This is a genomic window from Massilia sp. YIM B02769 (assembly GCF_030411995.1).
Lineage (GTDB): Bacteria > Pseudomonadota > Gammaproteobacteria > Burkholderiales > Burkholderiaceae_D > Telluria.
In genome coordinates, this window is the sequence record NZ_JASNRC010000006.1 from 255,970 (window position 1) to 269,355 (window position 13,386).

Below are 13,386 nucleotides of genomic sequence, written 5' to 3' on the forward strand. Positions count from 1 at the left end.
TGACGCGTGCTGATGGGCAAACTCACTCTATCTCGCCAGCAATTTTCATTACTGTAGAGATCAGGATTTTTTACACTTTCTACCTCGAGTGTGGCGAACGTAAAGACAAGCCATTGATTTGAAAGGACGTCGATACGCGGGTATGCAGTTTGCTTGTACCTCTGTGCGGTGGCGGCACCGCTCAACCATTGACGAGGATGCGATCATGAAACTTCTGAAGAAACTGGCCCTGGCTACCGCAATCGCGGTGTCGATGGGGTCGGCGCAGGGGCAAACTGTCTTGAACGACTGGGTTTTCAATCCGAATGGAGGCGGATTCGAAAGCGGGCAGGAGATCAACGAATACCTGGATGTGAACGGTAATGCCTTCATCACGCTGAACCCGACAGGTACGAACAGTTTCTCGTTCACCGAACATGCCGTGTTCAATTTGACGCAGGCAGACTCGAACGGGATGCTTTTCCCGATGACCTACGCAGGGGGGAATATCTCCGCAGTCTTCGAAGGCTCCGGCACGGGCACCTTTGGCACAGGTGACACCAACGGTTCATTCACCTTCTCAGGCGGCACCATCCGGATGTACCAGAATCCCACCAATAACCAGTACAGCGGTACAGAAGGCATTTATGGCGCCAATCTCGGCAACCTGATTGCCACCTTCGACGTGCTGGCCGGCGGCGGCGGCCTGGTCGATTCAACGGGCGCCCCAACCACGAATGGCCAGGTCAGCGTGTTCGCGCAGGCCTCGACAGGCGGTCTCGCCCCAGGCTACTTCTTCCGTGGGAACGGGGACGACTTGTCGGAGGAATCCATCCTCGCTTTTGCCTTTACCAATGCGAATGCCATCGGCGACCCGAGCGACAGGCTGGTTGACGAAGTGGCCTGCGAATTCGCCGGCTTCACGGGGCCTGGCTGCGATGGGACCGACTACGCGAACGCGCCGCGCCAGTATTTCTTCATCAGCGGCAACGGCCAGTTCAAGCTGAACGAAGTCGACAGCGAAGTGCCGGAGCCGGGTTCGCTGGCCCTGTTCGGCATCGCGATGCTGGGCGCCGGCATGGCGGCACGCAAACGCAACGGCAAAACCTGAATGGTGATGCGGCGCACGTGAACAAGGAGCGGGCTTGCCAGCTCCTTGACGTGGGCCGCATCAGCGCGCCAGCGCCGCCGCTTCGCGCAAGACTTGCAGCTGGGCGGCGATCATCGGCTCGTTCGGATCGTGGCCGGCACGCGGCACCACCACGAAGCGCTTGTGCGGCGCCTCGATGCGGTCGAAGTAGCGCTGCGCCACCTCGGGCGCGGACAGGAGGTCTTCCCCGCCCATGACGAAATACACCGGCAGTTCGAAACGCGTGTCCATCCGGTACAAGTCGAAGCGCGAGAACATGCCGTCGCCCTTTAGGCCAACGAACTGCAGGAAGGAATAATCCTCGCCGGCTTCGTAATCGGCTTCGTATTTCGGCGTTGTGTACAAGGGCGCAGGCTTCCACCACGTGGCGGGCGCCGGATCGGTCACCAGCGCCTCGTACTTGCGGTCGATGCGGCGGGCGATGCCAAAGGCGCGCGGATTCGTCCAGGGCGGCGCACCGAGCGCTTCGAGCTTGTCGATGGCGTCCTTGTCGCCGGCGGCGCGCGCCAGCCCTAGCAGCTTATCGTACATCGCTGTCTCGTTGTCCTTGTACGAAATCACCTGCACGGCGCCGATGTAGGCGTCGAACAGCGCCGGCTTCGCGTGCGCCATCTGGATGCCCAGCATCGAGCCCCAGGAGCTGCCCCAGAGCAGCAGCTTGCGCTTGCCGAGATGACGCGCGGCGTAGTCGGCCACTGCCAGGCCGTCGGCGGCCAGGATCTCCATCGTCAGGGCTTCGTCTTCGCCGGGGCGATTGCGGCCATACGTCATGCCCGCGCCGCGCTGGTCCCAATGCACCAGGGTGACGTCCTTTTCCCAGGTAGCGAAGACATTGTGGGCGGTGGGCGTGAGCGGGTTGCCGGGGCCACCGTGCACCATCAGCACCACCGGATTGCCGCAGCGCTGGCCCTTGATCGTGACCCATTGCTCGATGCCGTTGATGGCGACGAAGCCCTGCTCGTCGATCGGTTTGGCTGGGTCTTCGCAGGCGGCGCCGGCGAGGATGGGGAGCGACAGGAACAGGACAGACAGCAGCTTCACGAGGCGCGGCATCGGCAACTCCGGCAGGAACGGGAACAGCCATCCTACCGATACCTTTACATGACAGCAACAAATAAAATGCCTGCATGCATGTTCGGTCCAGGTGCCTAGCGCGCCAACGCATGGCATTCGAAATGCAGCCGGTCATGCCATGCGCCATGCAGTTCGAAACTGCGCCGGGAATGACCGAACTGCGTGAAGCCGTTACGTAGCAGCACGCGCGCCGACGCCGCTTTCTCCACCCGGCAATCGGCCTCGACCCTGGCCAGGCCCAGCTCGCCGAACGCGATTCCCAGCACCTGCCGCACCGCTTCGCCCGCATACCCTTTGCCGCATTCGGCTTCGGCGATCCGGTAGCCCAGCACCGCAGATTGAAAATGCGCGCGCCGCACCTGGCCGAGGTTGACGCGTCCGAGGATGGCGCCCTGTCCGTTCTTCAACAGGAACTGGTAGCCGCGGTCGGCTCGTGCGTCCTCGAGCGCCAGCGCCAGCGCGTCTTCCACGCCGCCCGGCGCGTAATAGCAGGCAGGCCGGGCGTTGATGGTCGCCTCGAAAAAGGCCCGGTTGGCGGTTTCGAAGCTCATCTGCCTAGCCTCGCACGCCCATGCCTGTCAAGCAACATTGCCGAGTGTGTCACCCGGACCACATTTTCAATGCAGCATAACTAAAGCTTGCTAAGAGATAACGTTTAGTTATGATGGGTTGTCAGTACAAATGACATACGGATGCACTCGATGGCGTAACAAACATTCAGGGGACGAGAATAATGAAGAAACAAACGCTACAACGCGCGCTGCTGGCTTGCGCGATCGCCGCTGCTTTCGCACCGGCGCAAGCGCAGGAAACCGAACCGCTGCAACAGGTGATCGTGCTCGGCTCGCGCACCCAGGCCAAGACCGCGCTCGACACCTCGGTACCGGTGGGCCTGGTGAACCTCAAGGACATGCAGTCGACCGGCATGCAGGAACTCGGCAAGGTGCTGCAGGACCTCGACCCGTCGTTCAACTTCACTACCACCTTCATCAGCGACGGCACCGACATCATCCGCCCCGCCACCCTGCGCGGCCTCGGCCCCGACCAGCTGCTGGTCCTGATCAACGGCAAGCGCCGCCACCAGCAGGCGCTGGTGAACGTGCAGCAGACCATCGGCCGCGGCTCGGCCGGCACCGACATCAACGCGATTCCCCTGTCCGCGATCCAGAGCATCGAGGTGCTGCGCGACGGCGCCGCCGCCCAGTACGGCTCGGACGCGATTGCCGGCGTCATCAACATCATCCTGAAGAAAGGCGCCGACCTCGGCCAGTTCAGCGCCAACATCGGTACGACAAGCGAAGGCGACGGCGACACTTATTCGGCCAGCATCCACAAGGGCTTTGCCCTGGGCAGCGACGGCGGCTACCTGAATTTGTCGGTGGAGGGGCGCAAGCGCGACGAAACGAACCGCGCCGGCCTCGACACCGCGCGCGTCGATCCACCGCGCGTGACCCAGCGTATCGGCGACAGCAATGCCAAGGATGCCTACCTGTGGGTGAACGCGGCGCTGCCGCTGAGCGCGAACCTCGGCGAATTCTATCTCTTCGGCGGCGCCTCGAAACGCAAGGGCGACTCCGGCGGCTTCTTCCGCCCGGCCGAGGATGGGCGCACGGTACCCGAGATCTATCCGAACGGCTTCCTGCCGAACATCGTTACCACGGTCAAGGATGCCTCGCTGGCGTTCGGCTACCGCCACGAGCTGGGCAGCGAGTGGAGCATGGACGCCAGCGTGAACCATGGCCGCAGCGAACTTGCCTTCCACGAGCGCAATTCGATCAACGTCAGCTACTACTACGAAGACAACCTGCGCGAGTCGCCCACCGAGGCGGACACCGGCGCCCTGAAGTTCAACCAGACCACCTTCAATCTCGACTTCAAGGGACCGGTGCAGGTGGGCGGCGCGCCGCTGTACGTGGCCACCGGCTTCGAATGGCGCCGCGACGGCTACGAGATCGTAGCCGGCGACCCGGTGTCCTACCAGTACGGGCGCACCAACAATCCGGCCAAGCTGATCCTCAACCGCTTCGGCGGCGTCGCGGCGAGCGGCATCCAGGGCTTCCCAGGCTACACGCCATCGAACGTGGTTGACGATGCGCGCCACAACATCGCCCTCTACCTGGACCTGGAACGCAAGTTCGGCGACAGGGTGAACGTGGGCGCGGCGCTGCGCCACGAGCGCTACTCCGACTTCGGCTCGACCACAACGGGCAAGCTGAGCGCGCGCTGGGACCCGTCGCCGACAGTCGGCGTGCGCGGCAGCCTTTCCACCGGCTTCCGCGCGCCCGGCGTGCAGCAGAAGTTCTACAGCTCGGTCTCGACCAACCTGAACCAGGACGGTACCCTGACCGAAACGCTCACCGCGCGCGAGGGCAGCGCCGTGACCCAGGCCTTCGGCATTTCGCCGCTCAAGGAAGAAAAATCGAAGAATGCCAGCGTCGGCCTGATCCTGCGCCCGAGCAAGAACTTCTCGGTCACGGCGGACCTGTACCGCACCGACATCGACGACCGCATCGTGTTCTCGAGCGTCCTCCAGGCCGAGGACGGCCAGTGCGTCGATCCGGTGCGCTGCCCGATCGGCGCGCTGCTGGTGCCGCTGCGCGTGGGCCAGGCCCAGTTCTTTACCAACGCCATCGACACCAGCACCGACGGCTTCGACCTGACAGCCCAGCACACCACGCGCGGCGCAGGGTCGACGCTGGTGCTGTCCGGCCAGCTGGGCTTCAACAAGACCAAGGTGAAGGACCGCCATTCGCAATCGCCGGTCCTGACGGGCGAGCAGCTGTTCGACGATGCCCAGGTGACCCTGATCGAACGCGGACAGCCGCGCCAGCACCACGTGCTGGCGGCCGACTACACGACGGGCCCGTGGAACGTGACCGCCCGCGCCAACTACTTCGGCAAGGTGCAGGGCCAGGGCTTCACGCCGGACGTGCAGACCTGGAACGCGAAGTGGATCGTCGACCTGACCTCGCGCTATTCCTTCAGCAAGGCGCTGAGCGTGTCGGCCGGCATCAACAACCTGTTCGACACCTACCCGACACGCTGGCAGGGCTCGGCCACCAATCCCTTCCCGTCGATGGGCTTTACCCACTGCTGGGAAACCTGCCCCTTCGGCATCAATGGACGCTCGATGTATGCCCGGGTGGATTATTCGTTCTGAGTTAAGGGCCTAGCCAGGCCGGAGAGGGTCCGGGAAAGGCAAAAGAGGGCCTCTGAAAACCTGCCTCGTTTGGGGTGGAAAAGCTGTCGCATCCTGTCTTTTCTTGTCTCGTTATTTTTCGGGACAAAACGAGACAGGATGCGACACGATGCACAGGCCAAACGAGACAGGATTTCAGAGGGGCTGGCAAAGCCTCCCCGCCCTCTCCTGCCTAGTGATTTAACCAAAACAATTGCTCAAGCTCGCAAGCGGCCTCGTGCCGTAGCTGCCATAGCCGGCATAGCCGCCATAGCTTCCATAGCTGTCATAGCCTAAACAATTGTCCCGGCGCCAGCAACGCCCGCAAGGCGCGCTACGCTGCCGGCAGTCCGCAGCCGCTGCCCAACCACTTCCTGCCAAACCGCTCTTTGCCGGCACATCGCCGCAGCATCAGACTTCGGCCCACATCCTCAGCAGGTTGTGATAATGCCCGGTCAGCCCGACCGTGGCTTCCGACTCGCCATGCGCGCCGCGCAGCGCCTGGATGTGGGTGTCGAGCTCGAACAGCATTGCGCGCTTGCCGTCGTCGCGCACCATGCTCTGGGTCCAGAGGAAGGAAGCGACCCGCTCGCCGCGCGTCACCGGCAGCACCTGGTGCACGCTCCCCGACGGATACACGATCGCATCCCCGGCAGGCAATTTCACCTCGTGCGTACCGTAGGCATCCACCACCACCAGCTCGCCGCCATCGTACTCGTCCGGATCGCTCAGGAACACCGTGGTCGACACATCGGCCCGTAGCGCCGGCATGCCCGGCCGCTGGGCGCGAATGGCCCCATCCACGTGCAGTCCGTAATGTTCACCGCCGCCATAGCTGTTGAAATAAGGCGCCAGGATGCGCAGCGGCAGCACCGACGAGAAGAACAGCGGGTTGGCCATCAGCGCCGCACTGACCATGCCGCCCAGTTCCAGCGCCAGCGGCGAGCCCTCGGCCAGCTGGCGGTTGCGTTTTACCTGCGCGCCCTGCGCCCCGACGCTGGCGCGGCCGTCGACCCAGTCGGTTTCAATCAGGCGCTTGCGCATCTGCGCCACCTGCTCCCGGCTCAGGACGCCGGGGATATGCACCATCATGCTCGCATTCCTTTCGTTGCAAACAAAAAGCCCTCCCCGCCAGGGGCGAGAAGGGCCTAGTAAAACATGCCTGGACCTTAGAACTTCAGGTTGGCCGTCAGCGTTGCCGAACGGCCGGCGCCCACGCCTGCGTAATGCGGCGAGGACACGCGGTCGAAGTAGACCTTGTCGCCCAGGTTCTGTACGTTCAGCTGGAAGGCCACGTTCTTGTTCAGCACATAGCTGGCCATGGCGTCGAAGCGGGTGTAGCTCGGCGCGTACTTCGTGTTGTTGACGTTGGCATACACCCGGTCGACGTAGTTCATGCCGACGCCGGCCGTGATGTTCTTGCCGAAGGCGTAGGAGGTCCACAGCGAGGCCGCGTGCTTCGGCGTGGTCGGGAAGGCGTTGCCGTTGTACGGCGACGGCGTCCACACCGGAGCGGCGGTGGTGCCGGTGTTCACGAAGCCATTGTCCTCGACCGTGGCATCCAGGTAGGTGTAGCCGCCAAACACTTGCCATGCATTGGTCAGCTTGCCCGAGAAGCCGGTCTCGAAGCCGCGGATCTCGCGCTTGCCGACGTTCTGGCTGGTGCCGTCCGGCGAGGTGACGCGGGCATTGTTCATCTTGCTCTGGAAGATGGCCGCGTTCACCGACAGGCGGTTGTTCAGCACTTCCCACTTGGTGCCGAGCTCGATGTTCTTGCTGGTCTGCGGCGCCAGGTTCTGGATCGCCACCGTCAGGCCATCCAGGCCGTCGCCGCCGTCGTTGCCCGGCGGCGTGGCCGAGGTGGCCCAGGACAGGTAGACGCTGCCGTTGGCGGACGGCTTGAACACCAGGCCGGCCTGGTAGGTATCGAAGCTGCTCTCGACGCGGGCACGCGAGGCCGGCGCGTTGCTCACGTTCAGTTCGCTCGAGAAGTCATCCCAGCGCGCACCCAGGTTCAGCATCCACTGCGGATTGAACTCGATGGTGTCGAAGCCGTAGACGGCGCGGGTGCGGGTTGCGATCTCGGTGACGGCCGGCGACAGCGTGCGCGTGCTCACCCACGGGTCGTAGGGATTCGGGTTGGTCAGCGGCGCGCAGTTGTAGCCGGTGGCCGCGCCCGAGGTTGCGCAGACGGTGTTGTTGGTCAGCGGGTTATTGGTGCCCGGCGTGAACACATAGCTGCCGCGCTCGGTCGTTTCGCGGTTGAATTCGACGCCGACGTTGTAGCTGTGCTTGATGCCGGCCGTGGTCAGCTTGCCCGACAGGCTGGTGGCGTTCGCCGCGGTCTCGGTGTCGGTGACGCGGGTGTTGGTACGGCGCCAGACGGTGCCGTACAGCAGGACGTTGCCCTTCGAGTCGTCGGGCTGGGTCCAGACGTAGTCGTTCTTCGTCTTGCCGTAGCGCGTGACGTTGCGCAGCACCAGGCCATTGCCGAAGTCGTGGCGCAAGTCGACGGTGCCGATGTCGGTTTTCGTGTCGCGGAAGTCGCGGTTCGCCAGGCCGTAGAAAGTCGAACGGTCGACATCGATCGGGGTGCCGTTGCCGTTCAGCGCCACGTTCGCGCCGCTGGCGAACGGGTTGTTGAACGGGATGCCGGTGTCCGGGATTTCGCTGGTCTTCAGGTGGTAATAGCTGAGGATGGCCTTGGTAGGACCGGTCAGGCCGAAGGTGACCGTCGGCGCGATGCCCCAGCGGTCGCCGCCGACCACGTCGCGGCCGGCCACGTTGTTTTCGTGGGCCATCACGTTCAGGCGGAAGGCGATGTCGTTGTTCACCGTGCGGTTCAGGTCGCCGGTAACGCGGCGGTAGTCGTGGCTGCCCACGCCCACGCTGGCGTTCGAGAAATTATCCGCCTGGGCAGTCTTGCTGACCAGGTTGATGCCGCCACCGGCCGAGGAGCGCCCGCCGTAGGCCGAGTTCGGGCCTTTCACGACCTCCACCTGCTCCAGGTTGAAGATCTCGCGCGATTGCGAACCGGCGTCGCGGATGCCGTCGACATAGGTGTCGGTCTGGGCGTTGTAGCCGCGAATAAAGACGTTGTCGCCGACCGGGTTGCCGCCCTCGCCCGCGCCGATGGTGATGCCAGGCACGGTGCGCAGGGCATCGGCCAGCGTCACGGCGGCCGTTTGCGCGATCACTTCCTGGCCGATGACGGTGACCGACTTCGGCGTGTCCAGCAGCGGCGCGGTGAACTTGTCCGAGCTCGAGACCACCGGGGCCTGGACGTCGCGGCGGTTGGCGCCGGTGACTTCGACCACCGGGACAGACGGGTCGATGTCTTTATGGCCGGTGTCGGCCTGGGCGGAGGGCACGCCCAGCGTGGCCAGCACGGCCAGGGCCGAACCGGTGACGAGAGGTGCGTTGCGAAGGTGCTTGCGGCTGCGAATGAAAGAGGTGGTGGTCTGGCTTGCTGGCGCTGCGTGCTTGTTCATGTTGTCGGATCGTTTTTGTTATCGGTATGTCGCTGCGAGAGACGAATCATACGTAAATATAATGAGAACGATTCGCATTATGATTTTTATTGTCATGTTTGGCAAGGCGAGAGCACGCCCACCCCGTATTTCTACGGTAGCTACAGCACAGCAGCGTGCGCTTTTCGCCACAACTGTTGAGATAGAGCGCCGGCACGCCACGCTTGGCGGCGCCGAACCCTTGTGTTCATGGCATGTGGCCGAATCAACTACAATACCGGAGATATGGGTTTATCATGACCCCTTGGACTTTCGATCCTCGCCCCGAACTTTAGCCATTCACAAAGAGACTCCCTAGCGCCATGCGTCGTCCTTCCAAAGATTCATCCCACAAACTCTCCGCAGAAAGCCAGCGTCTCTCCAGCATTGCCCAGGCCATCGTGCAGTCCGCCAGCCGCGTCGAAGAACGGGCATGGGAAAAGCAACTGGATACGCAACTGCAAAAACTGCTCAAGACCAATCACCAGGACAGCATCGACGCCGCACTCAACGCCTTGTTCAAGGAAGAACTCGCCGCCTACGACGTGTTGATGGATGGCGTCGAGGCGGTCAGCGAATCGTCGACGATGGTCGAACAGCAGGATGGCGCCGAGGTCACCTGGCAGGCCCTGCTCGTGGCCGCCCCGATCCTGGCCTGGACCCGCTTTTCCATCGGCTCGGGCACGATCCCGCCGGAACTGCTGAACACCCTGCAGGCGCACTTCTCGGCCCACCTGCTGGCCGAGGGCACGCGCGTGGCCATGGCGCCGACGCTGTACGCGATCGACCAGTTGCCGCGCACCCATGCCGAAACCTATGGGTTGACCCACAAGCTGGCCGCCGCCGCGCACAAGGGCGGCAGCGTCAAGCCGGCCGTGCGTGCGCCCGACACCGCGCCCTTCCTGGCCGACACGCGCTACCTGCTGGTGGCGATCGTCGCCCCGGCCGGCGCGCCGCTGTTCCGCTGGCAGGAACCCCAGCACCAGCTGAACTTCGCCACCGAGCGCAACAACGCCCTGACGGCCTGGCGCGACCAGGCCACGGCCAACGTCGCGCGCCTGCTGCCTGGCTGCGGCGTCGAGCTGCTGCTGCCGGAAGCGTATTACGTGGCCTGCCGCGAAGCGGATAAACTGATCCGTCCGGTATCGATCCGCGCCGCCGTCCACTATCTGACCAACACCCTCGACGTCGAGCCGTCCGACCTGCGCGCCGTGATTGCCGGCTTCGGCGAGGAAGCGGCCGATGGCCAGGTCGACGAATACCGCGTCGGCTTCACCCTGCGCCAGAGCCTGGAAGTGGTGTACGGCATCGTCTGGCCGCTGTATGGCCAGGAAGACGAAGAAGGCACGCCGATGGAAGGCGGCGCCTTCGGCGGCGCCCTGCCCGCTCCGCTGACCCCGGTCAACGAGATCATCGCCTACCTGAACGAGGCCGGCGTCACCCACATCAAGCGCATCAACGAGCAGTACGTGGTCGAGTATTGCGACGACTGCGGTGCGCCGCTGTTCGCCGATCCGTCGGGCGAGCTGGTGCATGCCGAGATGCCGGACGATGCACCGGCGGGCAGCGAGCACTTCCACTAAATCCTCGCCGCAAGAACGACTTCGCCCGCTACTGCCTTCGAGGCGGTAGCGGGCGATGTTTTTTCTGCGCGGGGCTTGTGCTTAGCGGATCGCGGCGATCACACGCTTGGCAAACTCGGCGGGATTTCCCGCATGCCAGCGCCAGACCACCACCAGGTCGTGGTCCGGCGAGACGACGATCGTGTTGCTGCCCGCGCCGAGTGCCGCATAGGTATTTGCCGGCAGGCCCGGCAGGTTCTTGCCCTCCGTGTTCAGCCACCACAGGTAGCCGTAGTCGGGGCCGTTGGCGCTCGGCGCCAGGGCTTCCTTCACGTAGGCCGCCGGCAGCACGGCGCGGCCGTTCCACTGGCCGCCGCGCAGCCACAGGTAGCCGAAGCGCGCCATGTCCCAGGAGTTGATCCACATGCCGCCGCCCCAGCGCGTGCCGCCGCTGACCGATGGCGTCAGCTTGCCGTGCAGCTCGACGTAGCTGTTGGTGTAAGGCACCCATTTCCAGGTGTTCGAGGCGCCGATCGGGTCCATGATTTGTTCCTGGAACACGTCGGGCACCGATTGATCGAACACGCGCAGCAGCGACAGGGCGAAGCGGTTGATGCGCACGTCGTTGTATTCGTAGTGCGTGCCCGGCGCCGCCAAGGCGCGCGGCTTGCGCTCGCCCGCGCCAAAGGCTTCCTTGCCGACGAAGTCGGCGTTCTTGCCCCACAGGCTGCCTTCCCATTCGGTTTCCTGTTGCAGGTGCTGCTTCCACGTCACCTGGGCATTGCGCGCCGAAGCATAGCCGCCGTCGTTCACGCGCTTGCCCACCGGCTCGTCGAGCGGACCGATGCGGCCGTCGCGCACGGCGACGCCGGCCACCGTCGACAGCATGCTCTTCGCCACCGAATAGGTCGGGTCGACAAACTGCGTGTCGCCGAACTCGGCCACCACATAGCCCTTGTAGATCACCACGCCATTCGTGTGGGCACGGCGCGTCGGCATCGAGCCCAGGCGCGTACCGAAGGTCTTGTCCTGGTCGGAAAAGTCGAGTGCGCGTTCGGTTTCGTGCGACTGCGCGTACTGGACGGCCGCGGCAAGTGCGGCCGGATCCATGCCGAGTTCGGCAGGCGTCTTGTGCGCCCACTCGCCGGCTGGCGGGAAATAAACTGACAGATTAGCAGGCTTGTCGGCCGCTCCGGCAACCGCCGGCAGCAACAACGCAAGTCCAAGGGCGAGCGCTGTGCGCCGGGTAAGCAGGGTCATGCCGGGTCTTTCCATTCCGAATAAGGATGGGAAATCAGTCGGGAATTGAAATAGCGCGCGTCGCCGGTGACTTCGCGGCCGATCCAGTCGGGCTGCTCGAAGGCTTCGTCTTCGGATGCCAGCTCGATCTCGGCCACCACCAGGCCGGCATTCGCGCCGAGGAATTCGTCGACTTCCCAGGTATGCGGCCCGCTGGCGATGCGGTGGCGCACTTTCTCGACCAGCGGTTGCTGGCACAGGGTGTCGAGCAGTTCGGCCGCATCAAGCACGGGAATCGGGTATTCCCACTCGCCGCGGCTGGCGCCCACGCTCTTGCCCTTGATGGTCAGGAAAGCGCGCTCGCCATCGATGCGCACGCGCACCGTGCGGGTGGGCTCAAGGCTCAGGTAGCCCTGGCGCAGCAGGGTCGACTCCCCCAGCGTGCGCCAGGCCTCGCCTTCGACCAGGAACTTGCGTTCGATCTCGACGCCCATCGGCTTAATCCAGCGTCTGCAGGATCGGTTGCAGGATCGCCGCGCCCAGCGCCGCGCTGCGCGCGCCGTTCCAGCCGGTGTGCGGGTTCGGCAGGTCGGCGTTGTCCTTGAACGGCATTTCCAGGGTCAGCGACAGGCACTTGAAGGTGTGGCCGATGTACTTCGAGGCCAGGGTCAGCAGTTCTTCGTTGTACTTGCTGGCGGCGTAGCCATACACGTTCTGGAAGTCCGGGCTGGCCGCCATGTAGCGCTGCACGAAAGCATCCTGGCGCGCCTGGCGCTCCGGTCCGAAGTCGGACAGCATCTCGTTGCCGGCCACGAAGTTGTACGGCAGTGCTTCGTCGCCATGGATGTCGAAGAACATGTCGACACCGATCTCGTGGATCTTGTTCTTCACGCACAGCACTTCCGGGCTGCGTTCCGGCGTCGGGGTCATCCACTCGCGGTTCAGGTTGGCGCCGGCGGCGTTCGTGCGCAGGTTGCCGCGCACCGAGCCGTCGGGGTTCATGTTCGGCACGATGTAGAACACGGCGCGCTGCAGCAGCTTGCGCGCGACCGGGTTGGCGTCGTCGAGCAGCGCATCCATCATGCCCTCCACGTACCACTCGGCCATGGTTTCGCCCGGGTGCTGGCGCGCGATGACCCAGATCTTTTTCTCGGCGTTCGGGTTGCCGATCACGACCAGGTTCATGTCGCGGCCGTCGACCGTGGTGCCGATGTCGAGCACGCGCGCGATCGGGTTCTCGGCGACCTCGCCCAGCAGGCGCAGATGGCGTTCCCAGGTATAGGGCTCGAAGTAGGCGTAGTAGACGCTGTCGAGTTCAGGGGTGTGGTTGACGGTCATGACCTGGCCGTCGAAGCTGGTCGGCACGCGGAACCAGTTCTCGGTGTCGTAGCTGGCCGCCACCTGGTAATCCTCGAAGCCCTTCGGGTAGGTTGCCTGCCCGGCATTCAGGAAACGGATCGCGCAGGCCTGGCCGCGCGCACCTTGCAGGCGGAAGTGGAACCACTGGTGGATGTCCGCGTTGTTGTCGCGGCGCAGGTTCAAATCGATCTGTTTCGCGTTCTCGGCCGACACCACCTCGATGGCGCCGGAGTCGAAAAGCTGGCTGATTTTGATAGGCATGGCTGATCCCTTTTTGGCCCGTTCACAAAGTCCACCATGATACTGGATTCGGAACCGCCATGCCCTTCTGCTGCT

General features: G+C 64.0%; 10 protein-coding genes. 3 read left to right on the forward strand and 7 right to left on the reverse strand.

Annotation, left to right across the window (positions count from 1 at the left end; genetic code table 11):
• Positions 1 to 142 precede the first annotated feature (142 nt).
• On the forward strand, positions 143 to 1,090 hold the full coding sequence (gene pepA, locus QPK31_RS11855; protein ID WP_290423137.1) for a flocculation-associated PEP-CTERM protein PepA: 948 nt from the start codon (positions 143 to 145) through the stop codon (positions 1,088 to 1,090).
• A 60-nt stretch (positions 1,091 to 1,150) separates the two neighbouring features.
• Here the strand turns inward: pepA and QPK31_RS11860 are convergent, their stop codons facing one another.
• Positions 1,151 to 2,182 carry an alpha/beta fold hydrolase gene (locus tag QPK31_RS11860; RefSeq protein ID WP_290423138.1) on the reverse strand — a complete coding sequence of 344 codons (1,032 nt, stop codon included), beginning with the start codon at positions 2,180 to 2,182 and terminating at the stop codon, positions 1,151 to 1,153.
• Between the two features lie 95 nt (positions 2,183 to 2,277).
• Positions 2,278 to 2,754, reverse strand: a complete 477-nt coding sequence (locus QPK31_RS11865) for a GNAT family N-acetyltransferase (RefSeq protein ID WP_290423139.1) — start codon at positions 2,752 to 2,754, stop codon at positions 2,278 to 2,280.
• A 182-nt stretch (positions 2,755 to 2,936) separates the two neighbouring features.
• On the opposite strand from QPK31_RS11865, the gene QPK31_RS11870 reads away from it, so the two are divergent.
• Complete coding sequence (locus QPK31_RS11870; protein WP_290423140.1) at positions 2,937 to 5,363, forward strand: TonB-dependent siderophore receptor; 2,427 nt, start codon at positions 2,937 to 2,939, stop codon at positions 5,361 to 5,363.
• Between the two features lie 429 nt (positions 5,364 to 5,792).
• Here QPK31_RS11870 and QPK31_RS11875 read toward each other — a convergent pair whose 3' ends face one another.
• Both QPK31_RS11875 and QPK31_RS11880 read right to left on the reverse strand, forming a co-directional pair.
• Entirely contained in the window at positions 5,793 to 6,473 is a 681-nt protein-coding gene (locus QPK31_RS11875; RefSeq protein ID WP_290423141.1) for a Fe2+-dependent dioxygenase, read from the reverse strand.
• Between the two features lie 77 nt (positions 6,474 to 6,550).
• Positions 6,551 to 8,872 (reverse strand): TonB-dependent siderophore receptor, encoded by a 2,322-nt coding sequence (locus QPK31_RS11880; RefSeq protein ID WP_290423142.1) that lies wholly within the window; start codon positions 8,870 to 8,872, stop codon positions 6,551 to 6,553.
• Between the two features lie 341 nt (positions 8,873 to 9,213).
• Between QPK31_RS11880 and QPK31_RS11885 the strand changes: the two genes are divergently transcribed.
• Complete coding sequence (locus QPK31_RS11885) at positions 9,214 to 10,473, forward strand: DUF2863 family protein (RefSeq protein ID WP_290423143.1); 1,260 nt, start codon at positions 9,214 to 9,216, stop codon at positions 10,471 to 10,473.
• Positions 10,474 to 10,554: 81 nt separating this feature from the next.
• Here the strand turns inward: QPK31_RS11885 and QPK31_RS11890 are convergent, their stop codons facing one another.
• From QPK31_RS11890 to QPK31_RS11900, 3 genes are read right to left on the reverse strand one after another with little or no spacing between them, the layout of a single operon-like run.
• Positions 10,555 to 11,712, reverse strand: coding sequence for a serine hydrolase (locus QPK31_RS11890; protein WP_290423144.1), 1,158 nt, complete (start codon positions 11,710 to 11,712; stop codon positions 10,555 to 10,557).
• Complete coding sequence (locus QPK31_RS11895) at positions 11,709 to 12,185, reverse strand: CYTH domain-containing protein (protein ID WP_290423145.1); 477 nt, start codon at positions 12,183 to 12,185, stop codon at positions 11,709 to 11,711. Before QPK31_RS11895 ends, QPK31_RS11890 begins: the two co-directional genes overlap by 4 nt.
• A gap of 4 nt (positions 12,186 to 12,189) precedes the next feature.
• Positions 12,190 to 13,311, reverse strand: a complete 1,122-nt coding sequence (locus QPK31_RS11900) for a M14-type cytosolic carboxypeptidase (RefSeq protein ID WP_290423146.1) — start codon at positions 13,309 to 13,311, stop codon at positions 12,190 to 12,192.
• Between the last annotated feature and the right edge of the window lie 75 nt (positions 13,312 to 13,386).

Excerpts from the sequence above, each read along its gene's own strand:
- pepA (WP_290423137.1), top strand. The coding sequence starts at position 143 with ATGCAGTTTGCTTGTACCTCTGTGCGGTGGCGGCACCGCTCAACCATT.
- QPK31_RS11865 (WP_290423139.1), bottom strand. The coding sequence starts at position 2,754 with ATGAGCTTCGAAACCGCCAACCGGGCCTTTTTCGAGGCGACCATCAAC.
- QPK31_RS11880 (WP_290423142.1), bottom strand. The coding sequence starts at position 8,872 with ATGAACAAGCACGCAGCGCCAGCAAGCCAGACCACCACCTCTTTCATT.
- QPK31_RS11875 (WP_290423141.1), bottom strand. The coding sequence starts at position 6,473 with ATGATGGTGCATATCCCCGGCGTCCTGAGCCGGGAGCAGGTGGCGCAG.
- QPK31_RS11890 (WP_290423144.1), bottom strand. The coding sequence starts at position 11,712 with ATGACCCTGCTTACCCGGCGCACAGCGCTCGCCCTTGGACTTGCGTTG.
- QPK31_RS11885 (WP_290423143.1), top strand. The coding sequence starts at position 9,214 with ATGCGTCGTCCTTCCAAAGATTCATCCCACAAACTCTCCGCAGAAAGC.
- QPK31_RS11900 (WP_290423146.1), bottom strand. The coding sequence starts at position 13,311 with ATGCCTATCAAAATCAGCCAGCTTTTCGACTCCGGCGCCATCGAGGTG.
- QPK31_RS11895 (WP_290423145.1), bottom strand. The coding sequence starts at position 12,185 with ATGGGCGTCGAGATCGAACGCAAGTTCCTGGTCGAAGGCGAGGCCTGG.
- QPK31_RS11870 (WP_290423140.1), top strand. The coding sequence starts at position 2,937 with ATGAAGAAACAAACGCTACAACGCGCGCTGCTGGCTTGCGCGATCGCC.
- QPK31_RS11860 (WP_290423138.1), bottom strand. The coding sequence starts at position 2,182 with ATGCCGCGCCTCGTGAAGCTGCTGTCTGTCCTGTTCCTGTCGCTCCCC.